The organism is Azohydromonas sp., from assembly GCF_035325925.1.
Taxonomy (GTDB): Bacteria; Pseudomonadota; Gammaproteobacteria; order Burkholderiales; family Burkholderiaceae_C; genus Calidifontimicrobium.
On the sequence record NZ_DAOKZA010000007.1, the window covers coordinates 12,390 to 38,299 of the forward strand.

General features: G+C 73.6%; 23 protein-coding genes. 14 read left to right on the forward strand and 9 right to left on the reverse strand.

The window, feature by feature from the left end:
* Nucleotides 1–118 precede the first annotated feature (118 nt).
* The 3 genes from PKC53_RS03965 to PKC53_RS03975 all read left to right on the forward strand — a co-directional run bounded on the left by PKC53_RS03965 (nucleotide 119) and on the right by PKC53_RS03975 (nucleotide 3,774).
* Nucleotides 119–790 (forward strand): response regulator transcription factor, encoded by a 672-nt coding sequence (locus tag PKC53_RS03965; RefSeq protein WP_324426539.1) that lies wholly within the window; start codon nucleotides 119–121, stop codon nucleotides 788–790.
* Nucleotides 787–2,562 carry an ATP-binding protein gene (locus PKC53_RS03970; RefSeq protein WP_324426541.1) on the forward strand — a complete coding sequence of 592 codons (1,776 nt, stop codon included), beginning with the start codon at nucleotides 787–789 and terminating at the stop codon, nucleotides 2,560–2,562. Before PKC53_RS03965 ends, PKC53_RS03970 begins: the two co-directional genes overlap by 4 nt.
* Before the next feature lie 69 nt (nucleotides 2,563–2,631).
* The gene (locus PKC53_RS03975) at nucleotides 2,632–3,774 is read left to right on the forward strand and encodes a hypothetical protein (protein ID WP_324426543.1); all 1,143 of its coding nucleotides are present in this window, start codon (nucleotides 2,632–2,634) and stop codon (nucleotides 3,772–3,774) included.
* Nucleotides 3,775–3,805: 31 nt separating this feature from the next.
* Here the strand turns inward: PKC53_RS03975 and PKC53_RS03980 are convergent, their stop codons facing one another.
* The 5 genes from PKC53_RS03980 to ssb all read right to left on the reverse strand — a co-directional run bounded on the left by PKC53_RS03980 (nucleotide 3,806) and on the right by ssb (nucleotide 7,065).
* Nucleotides 3,806–4,378 (reverse strand): DUF3365 domain-containing protein, encoded by a 573-nt coding sequence (locus PKC53_RS03980; protein ID WP_324426545.1) that lies wholly within the window; start codon nucleotides 4,376–4,378, stop codon nucleotides 3,806–3,808.
* Nucleotides 4,379–4,430: 52 nt separating this feature from the next.
* On the reverse strand, nucleotides 4,431–5,555 hold the full coding sequence (locus tag PKC53_RS03985; protein ID WP_324426547.1) for a YeeE/YedE family protein: 1,125 nt from the start codon (nucleotides 5,553–5,555) through the stop codon (nucleotides 4,431–4,433).
* A gap of 34 nt (nucleotides 5,556–5,589) precedes the next feature.
* On the reverse strand, nucleotides 5,590–6,060 hold the full coding sequence (locus tag PKC53_RS03990) for a DsrE/DsrF/DrsH-like family protein (RefSeq protein WP_324426548.1): 471 nt from the start codon (nucleotides 6,058–6,060) through the stop codon (nucleotides 5,590–5,592).
* Between the two features lie 104 nt (nucleotides 6,061–6,164).
* The gene (locus PKC53_RS03995; protein WP_324426550.1) at nucleotides 6,165–6,392 is read right to left on the reverse strand and encodes a sulfurtransferase TusA family protein; all 228 of its coding nucleotides are present in this window, start codon (nucleotides 6,390–6,392) and stop codon (nucleotides 6,165–6,167) included.
* 202 nt (nucleotides 6,393–6,594) lie between these two features.
* The gene (gene ssb, locus PKC53_RS04000) at nucleotides 6,595–7,065 is read right to left on the reverse strand and encodes a single-stranded DNA-binding protein (protein ID WP_324426552.1); all 471 of its coding nucleotides are present in this window, start codon (nucleotides 7,063–7,065) and stop codon (nucleotides 6,595–6,597) included.
* Nucleotides 7,066–7,162: 97 nt separating this feature from the next.
* Here ssb and PKC53_RS04005 point away from each other — a divergent pair, with 97 nt between their 5' ends.
* Nucleotides 7,163–8,539 (forward strand): chloride channel protein, encoded by a 1,377-nt coding sequence (locus tag PKC53_RS04005; protein WP_324426554.1) that lies wholly within the window; start codon nucleotides 7,163–7,165, stop codon nucleotides 8,537–8,539.
* Between the two features lie 57 nt (nucleotides 8,540–8,596).
* Nucleotides 8,597–10,585: a RecQ family ATP-dependent DNA helicase gene (locus PKC53_RS04010; RefSeq protein ID WP_324426556.1), complete on the forward strand. Its 1,989-nt coding sequence runs from the start codon at nucleotides 8,597–8,599 to the stop codon at nucleotides 10,583–10,585.
* 138 nt (nucleotides 10,586–10,723) lie between these two features.
* Here the strand turns inward: PKC53_RS04010 and selD are convergent, their stop codons facing one another.
* Nucleotides 10,724–11,794, reverse strand: coding sequence for a selenide, water dikinase SelD (selD, locus tag PKC53_RS04015; protein ID WP_324426559.1), 1,071 nt, complete (start codon nucleotides 11,792–11,794; stop codon nucleotides 10,724–10,726).
* Between the two features lie 16 nt (nucleotides 11,795–11,810).
* A complete protein-coding gene (gene senB, locus PKC53_RS04020) occupies nucleotides 11,811–12,752 on the reverse strand; it encodes a selenoneine biosynthesis selenosugar synthase SenB (RefSeq protein WP_324426561.1) in 942 nt (313 codons plus the stop codon).
* A gap of 39 nt (nucleotides 12,753–12,791) precedes the next feature.
* Between senB and senA the strand changes: the two genes are divergently transcribed.
* Nucleotides 12,792–14,006, forward strand: coding sequence for a selenoneine synthase SenA (senA, locus tag PKC53_RS04025; protein WP_324426563.1), 1,215 nt, complete (start codon nucleotides 12,792–12,794; stop codon nucleotides 14,004–14,006).
* A gap of 7 nt (nucleotides 14,007–14,013) precedes the next feature.
* Here senA and egtD read toward each other — a convergent pair whose 3' ends face one another.
* Nucleotides 14,014–14,976, reverse strand: coding sequence for an L-histidine N(alpha)-methyltransferase (gene egtD / locus PKC53_RS04030; RefSeq protein WP_324426565.1), 963 nt, complete (start codon nucleotides 14,974–14,976; stop codon nucleotides 14,014–14,016).
* A 139-nt stretch (nucleotides 14,977–15,115) separates the two neighbouring features.
* Here egtD and PKC53_RS04035 point away from each other — a divergent pair, with 139 nt between their 5' ends.
* Genes PKC53_RS04035 through phnE form a run of 4 tightly spaced genes read left to right on the forward strand, consistent with a single transcriptional unit; the run spans nucleotide 15,116 to nucleotide 18,513 of the window.
* Nucleotides 15,116–15,982 carry a putative selenate ABC transporter substrate-binding protein gene (locus PKC53_RS04035; RefSeq protein ID WP_324426567.1) on the forward strand — a complete coding sequence of 289 codons (867 nt, stop codon included), beginning with the start codon at nucleotides 15,116–15,118 and terminating at the stop codon, nucleotides 15,980–15,982.
* Nucleotides 15,983–15,995: 13 nt separating this feature from the next.
* Nucleotides 15,996–16,832, forward strand: a complete 837-nt coding sequence (locus PKC53_RS04040) for an ATP-binding cassette domain-containing protein (RefSeq protein ID WP_324426569.1) — start codon at nucleotides 15,996–15,998, stop codon at nucleotides 16,830–16,832.
* A 5-nt stretch (nucleotides 16,833–16,837) separates the two neighbouring features.
* Nucleotides 16,838–17,680, forward strand: a complete 843-nt coding sequence (locus PKC53_RS04045) for an ABC transporter permease (protein ID WP_324426571.1) — start codon at nucleotides 16,838–16,840, stop codon at nucleotides 17,678–17,680.
* Complete coding sequence (gene phnE / locus PKC53_RS04050) at nucleotides 17,677–18,513, forward strand: phosphonate ABC transporter, permease protein PhnE (protein WP_324426573.1); 837 nt, start codon at nucleotides 17,677–17,679, stop codon at nucleotides 18,511–18,513. The genes PKC53_RS04045 and phnE overlap by 4 nt, the downstream gene beginning before the upstream one ends.
* A gap of 38 nt (nucleotides 18,514–18,551) precedes the next feature.
* Here phnE and PKC53_RS04055 read toward each other — a convergent pair whose 3' ends face one another.
* The gene (locus PKC53_RS04055) at nucleotides 18,552–19,589 is read right to left on the reverse strand and encodes an MBL fold metallo-hydrolase (RefSeq protein ID WP_324426575.1); all 1,038 of its coding nucleotides are present in this window, start codon (nucleotides 19,587–19,589) and stop codon (nucleotides 18,552–18,554) included.
* A 190-nt stretch (nucleotides 19,590–19,779) separates the two neighbouring features.
* Here PKC53_RS04055 and uvrA point away from each other — a divergent pair, with 190 nt between their 5' ends.
* From uvrA to PKC53_RS04075, 4 genes are all read left to right on the forward strand, one after another.
* Nucleotides 19,780–22,698, forward strand: a complete 2,919-nt coding sequence (uvrA, locus tag PKC53_RS04060) for an excinuclease ABC subunit UvrA (RefSeq protein WP_324426578.1) — start codon at nucleotides 19,780–19,782, stop codon at nucleotides 22,696–22,698.
* A 235-nt stretch (nucleotides 22,699–22,933) separates the two neighbouring features.
* The gene (locus PKC53_RS04065; RefSeq protein WP_324426579.1) at nucleotides 22,934–23,602 is read left to right on the forward strand and encodes a dienelactone hydrolase family protein; all 669 of its coding nucleotides are present in this window, start codon (nucleotides 22,934–22,936) and stop codon (nucleotides 23,600–23,602) included.
* Nucleotides 23,603–23,627: 25 nt separating this feature from the next.
* Nucleotides 23,628–24,521, forward strand: a complete 894-nt coding sequence (locus PKC53_RS04070) for an amidohydrolase family protein (protein WP_324426581.1) — start codon at nucleotides 23,628–23,630, stop codon at nucleotides 24,519–24,521.
* A gap of 37 nt (nucleotides 24,522–24,558) precedes the next feature.
* The gene (locus PKC53_RS04075; protein WP_324426583.1) at nucleotides 24,559–25,899 is read left to right on the forward strand and encodes a TldD/PmbA family protein; all 1,341 of its coding nucleotides are present in this window, start codon (nucleotides 24,559–24,561) and stop codon (nucleotides 25,897–25,899) included.
* Nucleotides 25,900–25,910 lie beyond the last annotated feature (11 nt).

Genomic DNA, 25,910 nt, shown 5'->3' on the forward strand with positions numbered 1-25,910 from the left:
GCATCGCCGCGCCCCGGGCCACGACATCGCCGCGAAGCGGCGACCCCGATCACGGGAAATTGCCCATACCGGGTCGGTGCCGCTCCGCCTTATGGTGCTCGGCACCCGGGCCTTCGAGATGACCGACGCTTCGCACCCTCCCGCGCGACGGCCCGCCGCGGCTGCGCTGCAGGTGCTGATCGTCGACGACCATGCGCTGTTCGCCGACGGGCTCGCGCTGCTGCTCGAGCAGCTGGCCGGCGACGTGCACGTGACGCGTTCGTCGAGCTGCGAGGCGGCGCTCGACGGGCCGCTGGCCGACGGCGCGCCCGACCTGCTGCTGTTCGACCTGATGCTGCCCGGCGTGCGCCACCTGCAGGCCCTGGCGATGCTGGCGGCACGCGCGCGCGGCGCGCCCATCGTCGCCGTCTCGGCGGACGAACGGCCGCAGGTGATCGCCGACGTGCTGCGCGCCGGCGCCAGCGGCTTCATCCCCAAGTCGACCGGCGCGCAGGTGATGCTGGGCGCGCTGCGCCTGGTGCTGGCCGGCGGCGTCTACGTGCCCGACGTCGTGCTGCACGACAGCGCACTGCGCCGCGGCCCCGAAGGGCTGACGCAGCGCGAGCGGCAGGTGCTCGACCTGGTCGTCGCCGGCCACGGCAACCAGGCCATCGCCGACCTGCTCGACATCGCCGAGTCGACGGTGCGCGTGCACGTCACGTCGATCTTCCGGCGCTACGGCGTGCGCTCGCGCGCGGCGCTGCTGGCCCGGCCGGACGTCGCCGGGCGCCCGCGCGGCGACGCCGCGTGAACGCCACGCCGCACGACGCGGTGCCCGATCCGGCGCTGCGTCGTGCGATCGACGGCGAGTGCATGCGCCTGTCGTTCGCGCACCTGCTGTACGTGACCGGGGCCACGACGCTGATGGTCGTCGTGCTGGCGGCCCTCATGACGCGGCACGTGCCGCCCGGGGCGCTGGCCTGGTGGGTGGCGGGCTACGTGCTCGTCTCGCTGGTGCGCCTGCACGTGGCCCTGTGGTATCGCCGGCGCCCGCGGTCGCACGACGAACTCCGGCGCCGGCTGCCGCTGCTGGCGCTGGGGCTGGTGCTGGCGCCGCTGGCCTGGTCGGTGCTGCCGCTGCTCACGCCGCGCGACGACACCGCGGCGCTGCTGATCCAGCTGCTGTTCGCCGGCGGCCTGATCGCCGGGGGCGCGCAGACGCTGATCGGCACGCCGCGCATCCTGCTCGTCAACACGGTGCTGACGATGGGGCCGCTGGTCGGCCTGCTGCTCGCGTCGGGCATCGACGAGCAGGTGACGATGGGCGGGCTGGCGGTCTTCTACTACCTGTCCACGCTGCACTTCGGCCGGCGCAACCTGGCGGTGATCCGCGAGTCGGTCGCGCTGCGCCTGAGCAACCAGCAGCTGGTCGAAGCGCTGACGCACGCGCGCGACCAGGCCGAGCGCGCGCGCGAAGCGGCCGAGCGCGCCCACGAGGCCAAGAACCGCTTCCTCGCCGCCGCGAGCCACGACATCCGCCAGCCCATGCACGCCGCGCTGCTGCTGCTCGGCGCGATCGGGCCGGGCACGCGCGCGCGCACCGAGCTGCCCCTCGATCGGCTGAAGGCCGCGCTCGGCGCGGCGCGACAGATGCTCGACACGCTGCTCGACGTCTCGCTGCTCGACGCCGGCGCCGTGCAGCGCGCCGACACGACGTTCCCGGCGCAGGCCGCCGGCCAGCCGCTGATCGAGATGTTCGAGCCGGTGGCGGCGCGCAAGGGCCTGGCGCTGGGGCTGCGCTGCCCGCCCGAGCTGTGGCTGCACTCGGATCCTGCGCTGGTGCAGCGCGTGCTGGTCAACCTCGTGGGCAACGCGGTCAAGTACACCGAGCGAGGCGCCGTGCTGATCGGCTTCCGCCGGCGCGGCGACGCCTGCCTGGTGCAGGTGTGGGACACCGGCATCGGCATCGCGCCCGAGCATCTGGCGTCGGTGTTCGACGAGTTCACGCAACTGGACAACGCCGAACGCGACCGCCTGCGCGGCACCGGCCTCGGGCTGGCCATCGTGCGCCGCCTGTGCCGCCTGCTCGGCACCGAGGTCACGGTGCGCTCGACGCCCGGGCGCGGCAGCGTGTTCGCCTTCTCGCTGCCGCTGGGTCAGCCGTCGCCGCGGCTCGCGCAGCGCGCCGGCGCGGTGCCGGCCGCGCCGCGCCGCGCGACGCTGCTGGTCGTCGACGACGACGCGCTGGTGCGCGACGCGCTGGCGCAGCTGCTGTGTGCGCACGGCCACGCGGTGCGGCTGGCCGGCGGCGTCGAAGAGGCCCGGCGCGTCGCCGGTGCGGGCCCGCCACCCGACCTGGCGCTGATCGACTACCGCCTGCCCGGGCAGAAGACGGCCCTCGATGCGATCGAGGCGATCGACGCCGCGACGCGGCGCCGCGTGCCGGCGATCGTCATCACCGGCGACACGCATCCGCATCGCATCCGCGAGGCGCAGGCGCTCGGTCTGCCGCTGCTGTTCAAGCCCGTGCCGGCACACCGGCTGCTCGAGGCGGTCGACGAGGCGCTTAGTCGCATTGCTTAGCCGCTCTCGTATTGGCAAGCGGCGCGCAGCGGCCGCAGACTGCAGCAGCCCCTCGCGCCGGAGAGCATCATGCACAGCCCACTGGCCCGCCGCCTCGCCGCCGGCACCGCGCTCACGACGCTGCTCGTCACCACGCCGGCGGCGTCGCAACTGCTGCTGCAGCCCGGCCAGGTGCACGAGAACGTCGCCGCGACGGGACGCGTGATCGCGCAGTCGCCACGGCCCGGCACCCAGGCGGGCCTCGAAGCGCGGGTCGACTTCGGCCGCGCGGATGCGCTGACACAGAACATGCACCTGTTCGCGCAGAGCGGGGGAGCACTGCTCCGCCTGAATGCGACCGCCACGGCGAGGGGCGCCCTCCACGTCGACCTCTGCGTGCCGCGACCCGGCGCCGGCCAATGCGATGCGGCCTCGGACCCGACCGCGCCCGACATCCTGGTGAACCTCACGTTCAAGTACGGCATGGTCGGTCAGGTCACGTCGACCCTGGGCAAGAAGGCCAGCTTCTCCGCCAGCGCCTCGCTGATCGACCTCGAGCGCAACAGCTATGTCGCGTACCAGGACCTGGGCGGCATCTCGGCCAGCGGCGCCAACATCAAGTCGATTGCCAGCGTGCCGGTCCCGATCCCCAACTTCGCCGCAGACAACGTCACGCAGCCGATCACCTTCAGCACGTTTCTTCGTCGAGGCAAGGTCTATCGCTTCCAGCTCGCCGGTGCGGCCACGGCGACCTCGACATCCACGGGGCAGCTGACCGATGCGATGCCGGCTTCGGCCAACTTCTACGACCTCGTTCCGCGCCATCCGACGCAGCACGGCCGCATCCAGCTGCACAACCTGACGATCCGCGTCGAGCACGAGCAACCCGACCACGCCGCACAGATCGCGGCGCTGCAGGCGGCTCTCGACTCCTTGTCGGGGCAGGTGGGCGCGCTCGGCGAGCGTGTCGACGCGCTCGGGCAGCAGTTCGACGAGGAGTTCGCCGCCTTCAGCCAGATGCACGCGGACCTCGCGCAGCGCACCGCCGGCCCCGGTGCCCTGCTGATGCGCGAGCAAGGCGCGCCGCCGCCCGAAGGCGCGGTCTTCGTCGGCACCATGCGTTTCCTGCCGGGAGCAGGACCTGGCCCCGCGCGAGGCCCGGCGAACACGACGGTGGACGTCTACCTGGTGCCCGCCGCCACGTCGACCGCAGCGCCCGCCGCGCGCCGCTGACGCGGACCGACGCGGCGCGCGCGCCCGGGGCTCAGGGCTGCGGCTTGCGGATCGTCATCGCGCCGCGGATCTGCCCCACCGAGTAGCCGACCGCGAGGTCGTTCGGGTAGCGCGACTGCAGCTGCGCGCGCACCGCGGCGCTGAGCTTGTCGGCCGGGCCGTGGCAGTTCAGGCACAGCTCCTGCGTCGGCAGCGCACGCATGTAGCGCCACACCGTCTGCCCGTCCACCGACACCGCCTCGGCGCGTTCCAGCGTCGCCGGGTTCTCGCCGGCGGCGGCGCGGCGGTCGAAGTCCTGCAGCGTCGCGCGCTCCCAGTCGTCGGGCACCGCCTTCGGGTTGCGCTGGCGCAGGCTGACGCGGCGGATCGCCCAACCGCTGGCCTGCGACGCCTCGCGCGCCAGCTGCGGCGCGACCTCGCTGCAAGTGGCGATCGCGCCTTCGGGGCCGCCCTTGTCGATCTCGGCGCGCAGCACCGCCAGCAGCTTCGGCGGCACCGACGTGGCCACCGTGCGTGCCTCGCCGATCCACGCGGGGTCGGCGGCCGAGGCCGCCAGCGGCAGGAGCATCAGCGCGACCGCCGTGCGCAGGTTTCGTCCGTCCATCGTCAGCCTCCTCGTCGTCCCGGGATCCGTCGCGCGGCAAGGCGCGGGCGCGTCACGCATCGCGTTCGGCGCGCCAGGTGATGTACTTCAGCGTCGCCGCCGACCCGGCGACGATGCCGGCCAGCGCGATGAACGAGCCGATCGCCAGCGTGGACACGCCGGTCAGCCCCTGGCCGACGGTGCAGCCCATCGCGGTGACGCCGCCGAAACCCATCAGCACCGCGCCGATCAGCTGGTTGCGCAGGTCGGCGAACGACGCGAAACCCTCCCAGCGGAAGGTCTTCGACCGCATCGCCCACGCGAACGAGCCGGCGATCACGCCCAGCGCGGTGGCGATGCCGAAGGTCACGCGCAGCGACTTGTCGGTCCACAGCATCAGCAGCTCGAGCGTGAACGCGGTCGGTGCGACGAAGCTCATCGACTCGAGCGTGCGCGTGTTCGTCGCGAAGTAGGTCATCTCGAGCGTGTCGGGGTTCTCGCCGAAGCCCAGGTGACCGGTGAGGTACCAGCCGGCGACGACGATCGCGCCGATCACCAGCCCGGCGACCCACTGCGTCGCGGTGGCGCGGAAGCGCCGGTCCTTGAACACGAAGGCCAGCAGCGCCAGGCCGACGACCCACAGCGTGACCATCAGCGCGGTCTTCGGCGCCATCCCGGTGGCGCCGGCGACGACGCTGGCCAGGCTCTGGTCGGCCAGGCCCATCGCCGCGAGGTCGACCGACACCGGGTCGAGCCAGCTGGCGCGCCACTGGCCGAACAGGCCCTTGAGCGTCATGTACGCCGAGATGCCGAGGAAGGTCAGCACCACCAGCGAGCGCAGGCTGCCGCCGCCGACGCGGATCAGGTTCTTGTTCGCGCAGCCGCCGGCCATCGACATGCCCACGCCGAACAGCACGCCGCCGAGCAGCAGCGACAGCCAGTTCAGCGTCGGGCGCTGGTAGATGCTCTTCGGCAGGTCGATCAGGCCGGCGTGGAACAGCAGGTTGGTGCCGACCACGGCCACGGCGATCGCCAGCAGCCACATGCGCATGCGGCCCCAGTGGCCCATGTTGACGATGTCCGACACCGCGCCCATGGTGCAGAAGTTGGCGCGGTTGGCGATGGCGCCGAACACGAACGCCAGCACGAAGCCGCCCCACACGACGACTCGGCCGGGGTCTGCCGCCGCTTGCTCCATGGCCTCGGCCTCCTCCTCGCGCGACGCCGCGCGCTCAGATGAACAGGCACACGTCGGTGTCGCCGGCGAACTTCAGGAAGGTCGCCGCGCCGCCGTACTCGATGCCGTCGATGAACTCGCTCTTGTCGAACTCGAACAGGTCGACGGTCATCTGGCAGGCGATGAACTTGACGTCGGACTCGAGGCAGATCGTGCGCAGTTCCTCGAGCGACGCGACGCCCTTGTCCTTCATCTTCTTCTTCATCATCATCGTCGCCATCGCCTCCATGCCGGGCAGCACCGAGACGATCACCGGCATCGGCACCGGCATCGGCATCGCCGGGTTCGCCAGCGGGCTGATCGCGATGCCGCTCAAGTCCTTGCGCAGCAACTGCAGGCCGTAGAAGGTGAAGAAGACCTGCACGTCCCAGCCCAGCGAGGCCGCCGTCGACCCGAGGATCAAAGGCGGGTAGGCCATGTCGAGCGTGCCCTTGGTGGCGATGATCGCCATTTTCTTGCCAGCCATCGTTGCTCCGGGTCAAGCTGAAAGGGGTGTGCGCACACGCGCGCCACCGCGCCGCGGCGGTCTCGACCGCGCGGCGTCACGGCACGTCACGGCGCTCGGCCGGCTCAGGCCTTGCGCAGGAAGAAGACGTACTTGCCGCCCTCTTCGCTGGACGACAGCAGCGCGTTGCCGGTCGACTCGGCGAACGCCGCCATGTCGCACACCGAACCGGGGTCGGTGGCGACGACGCGCAGCACCTGGCCCGAGGCCATGTCGGCGAGCGACTTCTTCGTCTTGACGATCGGCAGCGGGCACGACAGGCCCGATGCGTCGAATTCCTTGTCGAAGTTCATGCAGAGATCTCCATGCGTGAGCGTGCCGATCGCTTCGTTCGAGAGCCGACCGTGCACGTGGCCGCGGCGCCGGCGCGGCCGCGCCACACTGCGGCTATTACGGGCGATGGTCGCTGCCGCGTCTATTACCGCGATGGGTGACCGCTCATAGCCCACATGGGTAGGAGGGGCAAACGCCGATGCGGAGCCGTCGCCGGTGTCCTCAGAACGGGATGTCGTCGTCCATGTCGTCGAAGCCGGTCGACGACTTCGGCGCCGGCTTCGGCGTCGGGCGCGCGGCCGGCGCGCTGCGCGGCGCGGCGGCCGCAGCGCCGCCGGCGTCGTCGCCGCCCATGCCCTCGCGACCGCCGAGCAGCTGCATCGTCTCGGCGACGATCTCGGTGGTGTAGCGGTCGTTGCCGTCCTTGTCCTGCCACTTGCGCGTCTTCAAGCGGCCCTCGATGTACACCGGGCGGCCCTTGCGCAGGTACTCGCCGGCCACCTCGGCCTGGCGGTCGTACAGCACCACCGAGTGCCACTCGGTCTCCTCCTGGCGCTCGCCGCTGTCGCGGTTCTTCCAGTTGCGCGTGGTCGCGATGCGCAGGTTGCACACCGCCGCGCCGCTGGGCGTGTAGCGCACCTCGGGGTCCTTGCCGAGGTTGCCGATGAGGATCACTTTGTTGACGCTGGCCATGGGCGCCTCCGGCGCTGCTGAACGGGGAGCGCAGCATTGTGCCGCAGCGGCCCCCGCGCCCCCGGGCCGCGGCGGGCGCTGCTGCTATCGTCGCGCCATGCAGGAGCGCCCCCCCGGCGACGAGCACCCCGACTTCTGGCGCAACCTGCGCCAGGAGCTGGTCGGCGGCCACCAGTGGATCGACCGCGCGGTGGTGCTGGCGTACGCGGTGGCCACCGGACTGGTGGTGGTCGGCTGCACGCTGCTGTCCGAGTGGGCCTACGCGCTGTACATGCACGGCCGCGGCCTGCAGCCCGCCGGGCCCTGGCTGGCGCTGCTGTGGACGCCGGCGCTGACGGTGGCGATCCTGTGGGCGACGCGGCGCTTCGCGCCGGCGGCGACCGGCTCGGGCATCCCGCAGGTGATCGCCGCGCTCGACGCACGCAGCGACGACGCACGCGTGGGCTGGCTGGTGTCGATGAAGGTGTCGCTGCACAAGACCTGGCTGGTCGCCGCCGGCATGCTCGCCGGGCTGTCGATCGGGCGCGAGGGCCCGACGGTGCAGATCGGCGCCGGCGTGATGCTGCACGCCCGGCGCTGGCTGTCGCCGGGCGCCGGCGTCGACGCGCACGACCTGATGGTCGCCGGTGCGGCCGCCGGCATCGCCGCGGCGTTCAACACGCCGCTGGGCGGTGTGATGTTCGCGCTCGAGGAGCTGTCGCGCCGGCGCGGGCTGTCGCATAGCGCGCTGGTCATCGTGAGCATCGTCACCGCCGGTCTGGTCGCGGTCTCGGTGTTCGGCAACATCACCTACTTCGGGCGGCTGGCGGTGCAGCGCCTCGACTGGGGGCTGTTCGGCCCCGGGCTGCTGGTGGCGCTGATCGCCGGGCTGGCCGGCGGGCTGTTCTCGCGCCTGATCGTGGTGTCGATGCAGGGGCAGGGCGACCGCTTCAGCCGCTGGCGGCGCGAGCACCCGCTGCGCTTCGCCGCCGGCTGCGCCTTCGGCGTGGCGCTGATCGGGCTGGTCACGCACGGCGCCACCGCCGGCGCCGGCGCCACGGCGACGCGCGAACTGCTCGAGGGCGACGCGCAGTGGCCGGCGCTGTACACGGTGCTCAAGTTCTGCGCCACCTGGCTGTCGGCGTGGACCGGCGTGCCCGCCGGCGTGTTCGCGCCGTCGCTGTCGATCGGCGCGGGCATCGGGCACGACGTCGCGCTGTGGGCCGGCGTCGGCGCCGAACGCGCGATTCCGCTGATCGCGCTGGGCATGGTCGGCTTCCTCGCCGCGACCACGCAGGCACCGATCACCGCCTTCATCATCGTGATGGAGATGGTCGCCGGCCACGCGATGGTGCTCAGCCTGATGGCCACCGCGCTGCTGTCCAGCGGCGTGTCGCGCATGGTCGCGCGGCCGATGTACGGCGAGCTGGCGTCGTTGCTGATGCCGCGGCCGGCCCCCGCGGCCGAACCGGCACGCGGCGGCCCGTCGTCGTAGCGTCGCGACGTCGGCGCGCGGTCGCCCGCGACCGGCGGCGGCGCACCGCCCCGTAACATGGCGGCCGCCGCGCCTCGCCCCACCGTCTTGCCGCCCACCCCCGCCCCCGTCGCCGATGCCGCACTGCAGGTGCTGCACGAGGTTTTCGGGTACGCGGCGTTCCGCGGCGAGCAGGCGGCGATCGTCGCACACGTGGCCGGCGGTGGCGACGCGCTGGTGCTGATGCCCACCGGCGGCGGCAAGAGCCTGTGCTACCAGGTGCCGGCGATCGTTCGCCACCGCGCCGGCCACGGGGTCACGGTGGTCGTCAGCCCGCTGATCGCGCTGATGCACGACCAGGTCGGCGCGCTCGAGGAGGCCGGCGTGCACGCGGCGTTCCTCAACTCGACGCTCGGCGCCGACGAGGCGCTGGCCACCGAGCGCGAGTTGCGCAGCGGCGCGCTGGTGCTGCTGTACGCCGCGCCCGAGCGCGTGCTCACGCCGCGTTTCCTGGCCATGCTCGACGCGCTGCACGAACGCGGCCGGCTGTCGCTTTTCGCGATCGACGAAGCGCACTGCGTCAGCCAGTGGGGGCACGACTTCCGCGAGGAGTACCTTGGGCTGTCGATGCTGCCCGAGCGCTACCCCGCCGTGCCGCGCGTCGCGCTGACCGCCACCGCCGACGCGGTGACGCGCGCCGACATCGTCGCGCGGCTGCAGCTCGGCGGCGCGCGCACCTTCGTCGCCAGCTTCGATCGCCCGAACATCCGCTACACCATCGTCGAGAAGGACGACCCGCGCCGCCAGCTGCTGCGCTTCCTGCGCGACGAGCACGACGGCGACGCCGGCATCGTCTACTGCGCGAGCCGCAGGAAGGTCGACGACACCGCCGAGTGGCTGCGCGCCGAGGGCATCGACGCGCTGCCGTACCACGCCGGGCTAGACGCCGAGACGCGCCGCGCGCACCAGGACCGCTTCCTGCGCGAGGACGCGCTGGTGATGGTGGCGACGATCGCCTTCGGCATGGGCATCGACAAGCCCGACGTGCGTTTCGTCGCGCACCTCGACCTGCCGAAGAACATCGAGGCCTACTACCAGGAGACCGGCCGCGCCGGCCGCGACGGGCTGCCCGCCGACGCGTGGATGACCTACGGGCTGGCCGACGTCGTGAACCAGCGCCGCATGATCGACGACAGTGCCGCCGACGAGGAGTTCAAGCGGCTGCAGCGCGACAAGCTCGACGCGCTGCTTGCGCTGGCCGAAGCCACCGACTGCCGGCGCGTTCGACTGCTGGCCTACTTCGGCGAGGACTACCGCGGGCCCGACGCGGATCCGGGTCTTCCGGTGCACGGCGAACCCCCTCGTGGGGTGGCGAGCGAAGCGAGCCTGGGGGCCCGTTGCGGCAACTGCGACAACTGCCTGCAGCCGCCGCAGACCTGGGACGCGACCGACGCGGCGCGCAAGGCGCTGAGCTGCGTCTACCGCTTCGCCCGGCACGGCGGCGACTTCGCGCCCGGCGCGTTCGGCGCCGGCCACCTGATCGACGTGCTGCGCGGCAAGGCCACCGACAAGGTGCGCCAGCACGGCCACGAGGGGCTGTCGACGTTCGGCGTCGGCGCCGACCTGAGCGAAGCGCAGTGGCGCGCCGTGCTGCGCCAGCTGATCGCACTGGGCCACCTGCGCGCTGCGGGCGAGTACCACACGCTGGCGCTGACCGACAGCAGCCGCGCGGTGCTGCGCGGCGAGGTCGCGCTGCAGCTGCGCCGCGCCAGCGACGGCGCGCCGCGTGCCCGCGCCGCCCGACGTGGCGCGACGCGCAAGGACGCCGCGCCGCCGCTGCCGCTGGACGCCGACGCGCTGCAGCGCTTCGCGGCGCTGAAGGCCTGGCGCGCCGAGGTGGCGCGCGAGCACGGCCTGCCGGCCTACGTGATCTTCCACGACGCGACGCTGGCCGAGATGGCGCGCGAGGCCCCCGGCTCGCTCGACGCGCTGGCGGGCATCAGCGGCGTCGGCGCGAAGAAGCTCGACGCCTACGGGCGCGAGATCCTGCGCGTGCTCGGGCACTGACGCGTCGCGGCGCCCGCGTGTTCGCCCGCGTGCCACGACGGCCGGCTCGCGAGCGTCGGGCTCGCCACGGCCGGCGCCGCCCCGAGAAACCGGCAACCCCTGCGGGGTGCCCGGCGGGCGGCCGGACGCGACGGCGCGTCAGCCGACCACCAGCCGCGCGCCGTCGCCCGTGCCCGCCCGCACCTCGCCGACCGCCGCCGCCGCGTCGAAGCCGTGACGGCGGAACACCGCGATCACTTCGTCGAGCACCGACGGCGCGCACGACACCAGCAACCCGCCGCTGGTCTGCGGGTCGGTGAGCAGTGCGCGGTCGGCGGCGTCGAAGCCTTCGGGCAGCGCGACGTCGGCGTCGTAGCCGGCCCAGTTGCGTCCCGACGCGCCGGTCACGAGGCCCTGCAGCGCCAGGTCGCGCACGCCCGGCAGCAGCGGCACGCGCGCCCAGTCCAGCCTCACCTGCCCGCCCGAACCGCGCGCGACCTCGAGCGCGTGGCCGGCCAGGCCGAAGCCGGTGACGTCGGTGATCGCGTGCACGCCGTCGATTGCCGCCAGGTCGGGCCCCGGCGTGTTGAGCTGGGTCGTCGACGCGATCATCTGCGCGTAGCCGCCGTCGCCGAGCCGGTCCTTCTTCAGCGCCGCGCTCATCACGCCGACACCCAACGGCTTGCCGAGTACCAGCACGTCGCCGGGTCTGGCGTCGGCGTTGCGGCGCACGCGCTTCGGGTGCACCAGGCCGAGCGCGACCAGGCCGTAGATGGCCTCGACCGAGTCGATCGTGTGCCCGCCGGCGATCGGGATGCCGGCGGCGCGCGCGACGCTGGCGCCGCCCTCGAGGATGCGCCCGATCGTCGCCGTCGACAGCACGTCGATCGGCATGCCCACCAGCGCCAGCGCCATGATCGGCCGCCCGCCCATCGCGTAGACGTCGCTGATCGCGTTGGTGGCGGCGATGCGGCCGAAGTCGTACGGGTCGTCGACGATCGGCATGAAGAAGTCGGTGGTCGCCACCAGCGCCTGCTCGTCGTTGAGCCGGTAGACGGCGGCGTCGTCGGCGGTCTCGACGCCCACCAGCAATTCCGCGGGCACCGGCGTGGCCGCCGCGCCCTTCAGGATCTGCGCCAACACACCGGGCGCGATCTTGCAGCCGCAGCCGCCGCCGTGCGACAGCGTGGTCAGCCGGGGCTCGCCGGCGGGTCGTTCGGGGGCCTTCATGCGGGGTTCTCTCCGTTCAGCGGCGGCCGGCGAGCAAGTCGGCCACCAGCGCCAGCAGCGCCTCGCGTTCGCGCGCCGGCGCGAAACGCGGCGCGAGCGCGGCGCACTGCGCCTGCAGGGCCGGCAGCATAGCCGCGTCGTCGCGCGCGCGCTCGACGAGCGCCGCGAGCCCCGTCGCGTCGCCGGGCTCGAACAGGCCGCCGTAGCCGGCGCCGAGCAGGCCGACGTTGCCGTCGATGCGCGACGCGAGCACCGGCGTGCCGCTGGTGACCGCCTCGATGACGACCTGCGCGCCGCCCTCCATGCGGCTCGGGTGCACCAGCAGGTGCGCCGCGGCGATGCGCGCGCGGGCGGCGGCGTGCGGCAACGCGCCGAGCCAGCGGTAGGTCGGCAGCGTCGCGGCGAGCGCGCGCGCCTCGGAAGCCAGCGCCGCGTCGAGCGCGCCGCCGACGTGGTCGAACACGATGTCGCGCCGGTGCGCGAGGCGCCGCGCCGCGTCGAAGAAGGTGCGCGGCGACTTCTCGTCACGCAGGTGGCCGACCATCAGCGCGCGCAGCCGCCGCGCCGTCTTCGCCCGCGGCCGCCGCGACGGCGCCGACTGCACGATCACCGTCGTGCGCCCGCGCAGCGCCGCGGGCAGGCGCCGCGCGCCGAGGTCGTTGAGCACGACGAGGCGGTCGCCGAGTTGCAGCGAGCGCTGCGCCTGCGCGTCGGTGTCGACGTCTCGGTAAAGGTCGGTGCCGGTCAGCACGACGACCAGCGCGCGTGCCGGGTGCGCGGCGCGCCACGCGGCGATCGACGGCGCCGAGCGCCGCGCGTGCAGCGCGATCATCAGCGCCTCGTCGCCGCCGCGCCAGTCGTCGGTCAGGCGCACCCGATAATCGTCGCCGAGGAACCGCGCCCAGCGCCGCGCCGTCTGCCAGTTGCCGTTGTTGGCGGCGGCCAGGTAGGGCGTCACGACGACGACGGCGGGCTTCACCCGCACAGGTTACCGCGCATGGCCACGCCCCCTTCCGCCTGCGGCGAGTGCGCCCGCCGCGCCGGCCGCACGACGCTGGCCGCCGCGCTGCGCGCCAGCCGCGCCGACACACTGGCCACGTTCGACGCGTTCAGGCGCGCGCTGCCCGGCCTGACGGTGCCGATGCGCGCCGAGCTGAACCCGCCGCTGTGGGAGCTGGGCCACGTCGGCTGGTTCCAGGCGTACTGGATCGCGCGCAACCCGCAGCGCCGCCTCGGCGCCGCCGCCGACCCCGACGTGCCGCGCCCCGTCGGCGAGCGCGCCGACGCCGACGCGCTGTACGACTCGAGCCGCGTCGCGCACGACGCGCGCTGGTCGCTGCCGCTGCCCGACGCCGACGCGACGCTCGCCGACCTGGCCGAGCAGCTCGAGTCGACGCTCGCGCTGCTCGCCGACACGCCCGAGCACGACCAGGCGCTGTACTTCTTCCGCCTCGCGCTGTGCCACGAGGACATGCACCACGAGGCGGCGCTGTACATGGCGCAGGGGCTCGGCGTGCCGATCGACGACGCGCGCTGGCAGCCGGCGCCGCTGCCGGCGCCTGCGGATGCGCTCGAGTTCGACGCGGGCACGTGGCGGCTGGGCCACGACGGCGACGGCTTCGCGTTCGACAACGAACTCGGCGCGCACGACGTGGCGCTGGCGCCGTTCGCGATCGACGTGCAGGTCCTGCGCTGGGCCGAGTTCCTGCCCTTCGTCGACGCCGGCGGCTACGCGCAGCCGCGCTGGTGGAGCGACGCCGGCGCGCGCTGGCTGCGCGACAGCGGCGTGCAGGCACCACGCTTCCTGCGTCGCGCCGGCGCGGGCTGGCAGCGGTGGCGCCACGGCCGCTGGGTCGACCTGGACGTTGCGCTGCCGGCGTGCCACCTGACCTTGCACGAGGCGCAGGCCTGGTGCGCGTGGGCCGGCCGGCGGCTGCCGACCGAAGCCGAGTGGGAGCGCGCCGCGCTCGAGCGCCCCGAGGCGTTGCGCTGGGGCGACGTGTGGGAGTGGACCGCCAGCGCCTTCGCGCCCTACCCCGGCTTCGCGCCGCACCCGTACCGCGACTACTCGGCGCCGTGGTTCGACGGCCGGCCGGTGCTGCGCGGCGCCTCGTTCGCCACGCAGCCGCGCATGCGCCACCCGCGCTACCGCAACTACTTCACCGCCGAGCGCAACGACGTCTTTGCCGGATTGCGCACCTGCCCCGCCTGAGGCGACGTCAACCCGCGGCCAGCAGCAGCGCGAACCAGCGGCGTGCGTCGGTCCACGCCTGCACGCGGGCGAATCCGGCCTCGCGCAGCAGCGCCTCGAACCCCGCGAGCGTCCACTTGTACGAGTCCTCGGTGTGGATGCGTTCGCCGGCGTCGAAGCCGCGCCCGCCGCCCGGCCAGCGCACCGCCAGCGCACGGCGCGCCTGCAGGTGCATCTCGATGCGCGACGCGGCGGCGTCGAAGAAGGCGACGTGGCGCCAGTCGCGCACGTCGAAGTCGGTGCCCAGCAGCCGGTTCAGGTGGCGCAGCAGGTTCAGGTTGAACGCCGCGGTGACACCCAGCGCGTCGTCGTACGCGGACTCGAGCACGTCGGCCGGCTTGACGAGGTCCACGCCGATCAGCAGTGCGCCGCCACGCGCGGCCTCGCGCGCCTCGCGCAGCAGCCGCAGCGCGTCGGTGGGCGCGAAGTTGCCGATGCTCGAGCCGGGGTAGAACAGCAGCGCCGGCGCGTCGACCAGGCCGGCCGGCAGCGCCAGCCGCGCCGAGAAGTCGATCCCGACGCCGACGACGTCCAGCGCCGGATGGCGCTGCTGCAGCCGCTCGAGCGTCGTGCGCAGGTAGCCGGCCGAGATGTCGACCGCGACGTAGCGCCCGGGCGCGAACGCGCCGAACACCCGCTCGGCCTTCTCGCAGTTGCCGGCACCCAGGTCGACCAGCGTCGCGCCGCGGCCCAGCGCGGCGTGCACCGCGGCGGCGATCGCGTCACCGTGATCCGCGAAGATCGCGGCTTCGGTGCGCGTCGGGTAGTACTCGGGCAGCTCGGTGATCGCGTCGAACAGCCGCGATCCGAGCGCGTCGTAGAAGAACTTCGGCGGCAGCCGCGCCGGGCGCCGCGCGAGACCGGCGGCGGCTTCGGCGGCGGGCGGCAGGCCCGCGGGCGCGGGGCATTCGATGAAGCGCGGGGCGCGCAAGGTGGCGGTCCTTCGGGCGGGCGGCCAATGTACCAGCGCGGGCGCAGGGTTGCGGCGCTTGGGTTCCAATCGGCACCGCAGCCAGCATGCGCCGGCTCGCGCGTTGCCCTTCTTCCGTCGACCTTCGAGGAGCCCCGCCATGTTGAGCCTGTCCCCGTCGCGCACCTTCAAGTCGCTGCTGACCTGCGCGCTGCTCGCCTTCGGCGCCATGGCGCACGCGCAGCAGGTGTTTCGCGTCACGACGATCCCCGAGGAAGCCGCCACCGAGCAGGTGCGCAAGTTCACGCCGCTGGCGGCCTACCTCGAGAAGCAGCTGGGCATGAAGGTCGAGTTCACGCCGGTCAGCGACTACCCGGCCGCCGTCGAGGCACTGGTCAACAAGAAGGTCGACCTCGTCTGGTTCGGCGGCTTCACGTTCGTGCAGGCCAACCTGCGCTCGGGGGGCAAGGTGATCCCGATCGCGCAGCGCGAGGAGGACACCAGGTTCCAGTCGGTGTTCATCGCCAAGACCGACTCGGGGATCAAGAGCCTGGCCGCGATGAAGGGCAAGCAGGTCAGCTTCGGTTCGCAGAGCAGCACGTCGGGCCACCTGATGCCGCGCAGCTTCCTGCTGGCCGCCGGCATCGATCCCGACAAGGACTTCAAGCGCGTCGCCTACAGCGGCGCGCACGACGCGACGATCGCCTCGGTGGTCAGCGGCAAGGTCGACGCCGCCGCACTCGACATCACGGTGTGGCGCAAGTTCGTCGGCGAGAACAGGGTCGACACGAAGGCCGTCGACGTCTTCTACACCACGCCGCCGTACTTCAACTACAACTGGTCGGTGCACGCCGACATGCCCGCGGCGCTGCGCGAGAAGGTCAAGACCGCGCTGCTCGCGCTCGACCCCGCCCACCCCGAGCACGCCGAGATCCTGCGCCTGAACCGCGCGACGCGTTACATCGCGACGACGCCCGAGAACTACAAGGGCCTCGAGGCCGCCGCGCGCAGCGCCGGGCTGCTGTGACGACGCACCGCGCGTGAAGGTCGAGCTTCGAGGCGTCGCTGCGCGTCATCCGGCGGCGCGGGCTGGCGCGGCGCCGGCGCTGAAGGCGCTGGACCTCGTCGTGGCCGCGGGCGAGCAGGTCGCCGTGATCGGCCCGTCGGGCGCTGGCAAGACGACGCTGCTGCAGGTGCTCGCGTGCGCGCTGCCGCCGGCGGCTGGCCGGGTCGCGCTCGACGGCGTCGAGCCGTGGTCGCTGCCGCGGCGCGCGCTGCAGCGGCTGCGCGGGCGGCTGGTCCTCGCGCCGCAGGTGCCGCCGCTGCCGCCGCGCCAGCGTGTGGTCACCGCCGTGCTCGCCGGCCGGTTGCCGGCACTCGGCCTCGCGGCCAGCGTGCGCTCGCTGTTCTACCCGAACGACATCCCCGCCGCGCACGCGGCGCTCGAGCGCTTCGACCTTGCCGAGAAGCTGTTCGAGCGCGTCGACCGCCTGTCGGGCGGCGAGCGCCAGCGTGTCGGGCTGGCGCGCGCGCTGCTGGCGCCGGCGTCGCTGTGGCTCGTCGACGAACCCCTGTCGGCGCTCGACCCGGCGCGTTCGGCGCAGGCCATCGCCACGCTGGTCGACGCGGCGCGCGAGCGCGACGTGACGCTGGTGGCCACGCTGCACCAGGTCGACGTCGCGCTGGCGCAGTTCCCGCGCATCGTCGGCCTGCGCGACGGCGCGCTCGCCTTCGACCTGCCCGCCGCCGAGGTCTCGCGCGAACAGCTGGCGCGCCTGTACGCGCAGCACGAGCACGAGCTGCGCGGCGACGCACCACCGGCTGCGGCCGACGAGACACCGGCCGCTGCGCAGCCGGTGGTGATGCACTGCCGCTGAATCGCATGGCGGTCGCCGTTGCGTCCCGCACCACGCCGCCCGCGCGCGACCCGGCGTGGTCCGGTCGCGTGTTCTGGGCGGGCGCCGCGCTGGTGCTGCTGTGGCCGCTGCTCGTGGCCACCGAGTTCAGGCCCTGGGTGCTGCTCGAACCCGACAACCTCGAGGTCAGCGCGCGGTTCGTCGGCGGCTTCTTCCCGCCGGCGCACGACGCCGAGTTCCTCTCCCTGGTTGCGCGCGAGACCTGGCGCACGGTGGCCATCGCCACCGCCGGCATCACGCTCGCGCTCGTCGTCGCGGTGCCGCTGACGCTGCTGTCGACGCGCGCGCTGTCGGTGTCGGCGCTGTCAGGGCGCATGGCGCGCGCGCCGTTCTGGCTGCGCCAGGGCGTGCGCGGGGTGCTGATCGTGTTGCGCAGCGTCCCCGAGCTGGTGTGGGCGCTGGTGTTCGTTCGCGTCGTCGGCCTCGGGCCGACGGCCGGCGTGCTCGCCATCGCGCTGACCTACGGCGGCATGCTCGGCAAGGTCTACGGCGAGATCCTCGAGAGCGGCGAGACGCACGCCACCGAGACGCTGCTGCGCAACGGCGCGGGCCGGCTGCAGGCGTTCTTCTACGGCCTGCTGCCGACCAACGCCGCCGAGCTGACGTCGTACACCGTCTACCGCTGGGAGTGCGCGATCCGCTCGTCAGTGGTGCTGGGCTTCGTCGGCGCCGGCGGACTCGGCCAGCAGCTCGACAATTCGATGAAGATGTTCCAAGGCGGCGAGGTGGCGACGATGCTGCTGGTGTTCATCGCGCTGGTCGCACTCGCCGACCACGCCAGCGCGTGGCTGCGGCGCACGCTCGGATGAACACGCCCCCCAGGCCCGTCGCGGCCAACGCCCCGTACAAGCTGCCGCCGTCGCTGTTCGACGCGCGCTGCAGGGCCTGCTGGTTCGTGCTCGGCCTCGCGTGGCTCGTCGTCGCCAGCTTCTGGACGCTGGACCTGCAGTGGGGCCAGTTCCTGTCGGTCGAGGCGGCGCGCAGCATGGGCCGCTTCGTCGGCGAGTTCTTCCCGCCCGACCTGTCGGTGCCGTTCCTGCGCAAGGTCGCGGTCGGCGCCTGGGAGACGCTGGCGATGTCGCTGCTGGGCACCGTGCTCGCCGCGGCGGCCGGGCTGGCGCTCGCGCTGCCGGCCAGCCGGCTGCACGAGGGCGACGCCGCCTGGGGCCGCACGCCGACGCGCCTCGTGCTCAACGCGCTGCGCTCGATCCCCGAGCTGGTGTGGGCCGCGCTGCTGCTGATCTCGGCCGGGCTCGGGCCGTTCGCCGGCACGCTGGCGCTGGCCGCGCACACCAGCGGCGTGCTCGGCCGCCTGTTCGCCGAGGCGGTCGAGAACGCGCCCCCCGGCCCCGCCGCGGCGCTGCGCGCACAGGGCGTCGGCAACGCCCGCGTGTTCCTCTACGCGACGCTGCCGCAGGTGCTGCCGCAGCTGCTGAGCTACACGCTGTACCGCTGGGAGAACAACATCCGCGCCGCCGCGGTGCTCGGCGTCGTCGGCGCCGGCGGGCTGGGCCAGCTGCTGGCGTTCCACATGGGCCTGTTCCACATGGGCAAGACGGCCACCATCCTCGGCGCGATGCTGGCGATGGTGGTGCTCGTCGACGCGCTGAGCTACGGCACCCGGCGGCTGTTGACGCGTTGAGCCGTGCGCGCTCGCGCGCCGCGAGCCGCGAGCCGCTCTCAGAACGACTCCCTCTCCGCCTCGAGGTAGGCCAGGCTGGTGTACTTGCCGATGTTCGACTCGAAGCCCTGGGTCGTCGCAGCGTACTTGCGCACCCGCGGGTCGGCCAGCACGAGCGCCTTGGCCTGCTCGAGCGGCACGCCGTCCTTCACCGCCTGTTCGCACGGGCGGTAGATGCCCTCGAACAGTTCGCGGTTCTCGCGCAGCAGGTCGGCGCCGGCGTCGCCGTGCCCCGGGATCCACACCCGGGTGCGCGTGTTCGCCTCGAGCGCGTCGAAGGTCCTGAACGTGCCGACGTAGCTGCCGTCGTCCATGTTGGCGATGCGCCGGTGCATCGCGACGTCGCCGACGTGGGTCACGCGGTCCTCGACGACCTCGACGCACAGGTCGCACGGCGTGTGCGCGGCGCCGTAGTGGTGCAGGCGCAGCGTGACGTCGCCGAAGCGCATCGTCGCGCCGGGCTCGACCGGCCGGTTCGGCGCGACGATCTGCGTGCCCAGTGTCGCGCCGTTCGTCCAGCGCTCGAGCAGCGAGCGCCACAGGTTGCCCTGCACGCCGGCGATCTCGCGCATGCACTCGGGCAGCGCGTAGATCGGCAGCTGCTCGCCGTAAGCCTCGCGAAACGCTTGGTTGCCCAGCCAGTGGTCGCCGTGGTAGTGCGAGTTGAACACCGCCACCACCGGCCGGTCGGTGACCGTCCTGATGCGCCGGATCGCCATGCGGCCGATCTGCAGCGAGCCGCCGCTGTCGAGCACGACCACACCGTCGCGCGTGACGACGAACACGACGTTGGCCATCATCCCCTGGTTCTCGGGGGTCGGGAAACCGTCGGGCGTCCACACCATCCACACGTGGTCGCTGATGCGGCGCAACGGGTAGTCCTTGACCGGCGGGCCCTCGAAGAAGTCCTGGAAGCCGTCGGCGGCGCGCGCCAGCGTGGCCAGCGGCGCGCCCGGCAGCAGGTCGGCGGCGGCCGTCGCGCCGACGGCGGCGGCACCGAGCAGCCAGCGGCGGCGCGAAGGATGGAACGGTGTCATGCCGGGCTCCTCATGCATGGCTTCATGCGCATGGATGGATATTGTCGGCGTTTTGCGGGCCCCCTGCCGGCGCCGGCGCGGCGTCGTGGGACCTCGCGGTCCCGCGCCGCGCCGCCACGTCCGGCGCCGCGGGCCCACGCGGCTTGGCGCAGCGCGCTCGCTATCATGGCCGGTTCCCCTGCCCGTGCGCATGGCCCAGCCGCCCCTCGATCCACCGTCGCCCGCGCCAGCGCTGATCCGCGTGCGCGGCGCGCGCACGCACAACCTGAAGAACGTCGACCTCGACATCCCGAAACACGCGCTGGTGGTGATCACCGGGCTGTCGGGCTCGGGCAAGTCCAGCCTGGCGTTCGACACGCTGTACGCCGAGGGGCAGCGGCGCTACGTCGAGAGCCTGAGCGCCTACGCGCGCCAGTTCCTGCAGCTGATGGACAAGCCCGACGTCGACGTGATCGAGGGCTTGTCGCCGGCGATCAGCATCGAGCAGAAGGCCACCAGCCACAACCCGCGCTCCACCGTCGGCACGATCACCGAGATCCACGACTACCTGCGCCTGCTGTACGCGCGCGCCGGCACGCCGTACTGCCCCGACCACGACCTGCCGCTGGCCGCGCAGAGCGTCTCGCAGATGGTCGACGCGGTGCTCGCGCTGCCCGAGGGCACGCGGCTGGCGGTGCTGGCGCCGGTGGTGCGCGACCGCAAGGGCGAGTTCGCCGAGCTGTTCGCCGACCTGCAGGCGCGCGGCTACGTGCGCTTGCGCGTCGACGGCGTCGTCGTCGAGGTCGACGCGCTGCCGACCCTGAAGAAGAACGAGAAGCACGACGTCGACGTCGTCGTCGACCGCGTGAAGACCCGCGGCGGCGACGCGGCGCTGCGCCAACGCCTCGCCGAGAGCTTCGAGGCGGCACTGGCGATCGCCGACGGCCGCGCGCTGGCGCTGGAGATCGACCACGGGCGCGAACAGGTGTTCAGCAGCCGCTTCGGCTGCCCGCGGTGCAGCTACGCGCTGCCCGAACTCGAGCCGCGGCTGTTCAGCTTCAACTCGCCGGTGGGCGCGTGCCCGCAGTGCGACGGGCTGGGCCAGGTGACGGTGTTCGATCCCGAGCGGGTCGTCGCCTTCCCGAGCCTGTCGCTGGCCGCCGGCGCCGTCAAGGGCTGGGACCGGCGCAACGCGTACACGCACTCGCTGCTCGACAGCGTCGCGCGCCACTACGGCTTCGACATCGACACGCCGTTCGAGGACCTCGCGCCCGCGCACCGCCGCGTGCTGCTGTACGGCTCGGGCGACGACGACATCGAGTTCGTCTACCGCGCCGACGCGCCGCGCGGCAAGGCGCGCGTGGTCAGGCGCCGCCACCCCTTCGAAGGGATCATCCCGAACTTCGAGCGGCGCCTGCGCGAGACCGACTCGGCGATGGTGCGCGAGGAGCTCGCGCGCTACCAGGCCGCGCGGCCCTGCCCGGCCTGCGCCGGCACGCGCCTGCGCCGCGAGGCGCGACACGTGTTCCTGCAGGGCGGCGACGGCGCGCGGCGGCCGATCTACGAGGTCGAGCGCGCGACGCTGGCCGACGCGCACGCGTACTTCGGGCGCCTGCAGCTGATCGGCGCGAAGGCCGAGATCGCCGACAAGGTGGTGCGCGAGATCGGCACGCGCCTGCGTTTCCTCGTCGACGTCGGGCTGGGCTACCTCAGCCTCGAGCGCAGCGCCGACACGCTGTCGGGCGGCGAGGCGCAGCGCATCCGCCTGGCCAGCCAGATCGGCTCGGGGCTGACCGGCGTGATGTACGTGCTCGACGAACCCAGCATCGGGCTGCACCAGCGCGACAACGAGCGCCTGATCGGCACGCTGCGCCGGCTGCGCGACCTCGACAACTCGGTGCTCGTCGTCGAGCACGACGAGGACATGATCCGCGCCGCCGACCACGTCATCGACATGGGCCCGGGCGCCGGCGTGCACGGCGGGCGCGTGATCGCGCAGGGCACGCCCGACGAGGTGGCCGCGAACCCGGCGTCGCTGACCGGGCGCTACCTGGCGCACGCGCTGCGCATCGCGGTGCCGTCGCGCCGCGCGGCACCCGCGGCGCCGACCGACGCGCCGACCGACGCGCTGAAGCTGCGCATCGTCGGCGCGCGCGGCAACAACCTGCAGCGCGTCACGGTCGCGATCCCGGTGGGGCTGTTCACCTGCGTCACCGGCGTGTCGGGGTCGGGCAAGAGCACGCTGGTCAACGACACGCTGTACGCCGCGGTGGCCAGGAAGCTCTACCAGAGCCAGCTCGAGCCGGCGCCGCACGACGACATCGAGGGCCTGGACGCGTTCGACAAGGTGATCAACGTCGATCAGAGCCCGATCGGGCGCACGCCGCGCAGCAACCCGGCCACCTACACCGGCCTGTTCACGCCGATCCGCGAGCTGTTCGCCGAGGTGCCCGCGGCGCGCGAACGCGGCTACGGGCCCGGGCGCTTCAGCTTCAACGTGGCCGGCGGGCGCTGCGAGGCCTGCCAGGGCGACGGCGTGATCAAGGTCGAGATGCACTTCCTGCCCGACGTCTACGTCCCCTGCGACACCTGCGGCGGCGCGCGCTACAACCGCGAGACGCTGGAGATCGTCTACAAGGGCCGCAGCATCCGCGACGTGCTCGAGATGACGGTCGAGGACGCGCACGCGTTCTTCGGCGCGGTGCCGGCCATCGCGCGCAAGCTGCGCACGCTGCTCGACGTCGGGCTGGGCTACATCCAGCTCGGGCAGAGCGCGACCACGCTGTCGGGTGGCGAGGCGCAGCGCGTCAAGCTGGCGCTGGAGCTGAGCAAGCGTGACACCGGGCGCACGCTGTACATCCTCGACGAGCCGACCACCGGGCTGCACTTCGCCGACATCGAGCTGCTGCTGCGCGTGCTGCACCAGCTGCGCGACGCCGGCAACACCATCGTCGTCATCGAGCACAACCTGGACGTCGTCAAGACCGCCGACTGGGTCGTCGACATGGGCCCCGAGGGCGGCGCAGGCGGCGGGCAGGTGGTGGCCACGGGCACGCCCGAGCAGGTGGCCGCGTGCGCCGACAGCCACACCGGCCGCTTCCTCGCCGCCAAGCTGAGGCCGGCCCGGTGACGACCGCCGGCGGCGGCGCAGATCCTGCGCCGAACCGACGGACCGGTCGGTGCTCGGGGCGCGGCCACGCCGGCAGCGGGCGCCCTGGCGGCGCCTCGGCGCGGATCGTGTCGATGCCGATGGCTGCGGCGTCGTCGCGCAGACGGTCGAGGCGCAGCGTGCGGCCAACGCCGCGGCGTGACATCGGGTAAGGTGCGGTGGCGCGCCCAGGCCGGACACGCGACAGGAGCCCCCGATGCCCGCTTCGATCACGCTGCAGGCCGCCGACGGTCACCGGCTGTCGGCCCATGTCGCCGAACCCGCGGGAACGCCGCGCGGCGGCCTCGTCGTCGTGCAGGAGATCTTCGGCGTCAACGACCACGTCCGCCGCGTCGTCGAGGGCTACGCCGCCGACGGCTACCTGACCGTCGCGCCGGCGCTGTTCGACCGCGTCGAGCCCGGCGTCGAGCTCGGCTACGACGACGCCGGCGTGCAGCGCGGCCGCGCGCTGAAGGCCGCCAGCGACGCTCAGCGCGCGCTGCTCGACCTCGCCGCCGCGGTGACGCACGCGGCACGCGCCGGCAGGGTCGGCATGGTCGGCTACTGCTGGGGCGGTCTGCTGACCTGGCTCGCCGCGGCGAACGTCGACGGCCTGGCCGCCGCGGTGCCGTACTACGGCGGCGGCATCCCCGACCACGCGGCGCTCGCGCCGCGCTGCCCGGTGCTCGCGCACTTCGGCGCGCGCGACGCGCTGATCCCGCTCGCCGGCGTCGAGGCGCTGCGGCGCGCGCAGCCCGGCGTCGACGTGCAGGTGTACGACGCCGGCCACGGCTTCAACTGCGAGCAGCGCGCGAGCTTCGACGCCGCGGCCGCGGCGCTCGCGCGCGAGCGCACGCTGGCGTTCCTGCGCCGCCACGTCGGCTGAACGCCGGCCCGCCGAGGAGCCCCGCATGCATGATGCCCCCCGCCGGTCGCCGTGGCGCGGGCCCGGCGCCTGGCTCGCCGCCGTCGCGATCGCCGGCGCCGCGGTCGCCGCCGAGCCGGTGCCGTACGACGGTCCGCTGTTCGACGCGCACCTGCACTACAACGACGACGCGCAGCAGCCGCACCCGCTGTCCGACGTGCTCGCGCGCATGCAGCGCAGCGGCGTGCGCGCGATCGTCGCCAACAGCCGGCCGAACGACGGCACGAAGGCGCTTGCCGCCGCCACCGAGGCGACACGCGCGGCCGGCGTCACCGTGGTGCCGATGGTGCGCCTGTACCGCGACCGCGCCGACTACCAGTCGTGGTTCCGCGACCCGTCGATCGCGCGCATGGTCGACGCCGAGCTGGCTGCCGGCACCGCCGCCGGGCCGTACCGCGGGCTCGGCGAGTTCCACCTGTACGACAGCGCCGACGCCGACGGCCCCGTCGCGCGGCAGCTGATGCAGCTCGCCCGGCAGCGCGGGCTGGCGGTGCTCGCGCACTGCGACGACGTCGCGGTCGACAAGCTGATGGCGCACGCGCCGGGCGCGACGCTGATCTGGGCGCACACCGGCATCGGCGGCGTGCCGGTCGAACGCGTGCGCGAACTGCTGCGCCGCCACCCGACGCTGATGGGCGAGCTGTCGTACCGCCCCGGCCTGGTCGTCGACGGCCGGCTGAGCCCCGAGTGGCGCGCGCTGTTCGTCGAGTTCCCGCAGCGTTTCCTCGTCGGCTCCGACACCTGGGTCAACGCCCGCTGGCAGTACTACGAGGCGCTGATGGCCGAGGCGCGGCGCTGGCTCGGCGAGCTGCCGCCCGAGGTCGCGCGGCGCATCGCCTGGGGCAACGGCGCGGCGCTGTTCGGGCTGGGCACGCCGTGAGCCCCCGGCGCCGACGACACACCGGAGCCACGCACCGATGAACACCGACTACGCCGAGTCGCGCCACCACGAGGTGCGCAAGACGCGGCTGCTGATGGTCGACGGCCGGCTGGTGAACAACCAGCGCAGCGTCGACGCCGCGGCCAGCGCGCGCGTGCACGAAGGCGGCTACTGGGGCTTCGCGTCAAGCGCCGACGCGCCCGGCGACGGCACGCTGCTCGACCAGGCGCGGCGCAACGCGCGCTCGATGTCGCGTTTCGGCGCACGCGGCGCCGCGCCGCTGCCGGCCGACTCCCACGTCGGCGAGCACGAGCTGCAAGGCGCCCCGCCGCTGACCGGCGCGCAGGCGATTGAGCGCCTGCGCGCGCTCGACGCCTGGTGCCGCACGCGCCACCCCGGCCTGACGAGCGTGCGCCTGCTCGCGCAGGAGGAGCGCCACGACAAGCGGCTGCTCACCAGCACCGGCAGTCGCTGCCGCAGCGTGATCGCGCGCGGCACGCTGCAAGTGACGATGACCGCCGGCGCCCGCGACGGCGCGCCGGTCGAGCTGACCGACACCTGGTCGTGCGCCGGCAGCCTCGCCGACCTCGCGCTCGACGCCGAGACGCTGGCGCCGCAGCTCGACCGCCTGCACGCGCACCTGCGGGCCAAGTGCGACCCGGTGCCGGCGCGCGGCGGCGAGCACGTGGTCGTGCTCGCGCCGCGGCTCGCCGGCATGCTGGCACACGAGGCCATGGGCCACCCCTGCGAGGCCGACATCGTGATCGGCGGCGCGGTCACGCGCGAGCTCGTCGGCCAGCGCGTGGCCAGCGAGCTGGTGACGATGGTCGACTTCGCGCACAGCTGGAACGGCCGGCGCGTGCTGATGCCGGTGTACGTCGACGACGAGGGCGTGCCCGCGCGCGACGCCGTGCTGATCGAGCGCGGCGTGCTGAAGGACTTCATGACAAGCCGCGAGACCGCGGCGCGGCTCGGCCGGCCCGTCACCGGCAGCGCGCGCGCCTACGGCCCGCACGACGAGCCGCTGGTGCGCATGCGCAACACGGCGATCCTGCCGGGGACCTCGCGGCTCGACGAGATGATCGCCGGCGTCGACGACGGCTACCTGCTGCTGGCCACCGGCAACGGCCAGGCCGACTCGACCACCGAGTTCATGTTCGGCGTCACGCTGGCCTACGAGATCCGCGGCGGCCGCCTCGGGCGCGCGGTGCGCGACACCACCGTCTCCGGCTCGGCGCTGCACATGCTGCAGACGGTCGACGCGGTGTCCGACGACATGCACTGGGAGGCGGCGGGCTACTGCGGCAAGAAGCAGCCGATGGTCGTCTCGATGGGCGGGCCGGCGCTGCGCGCGCGTGCACACCTCGGCGGCGAATGAGGGCCGCGGCG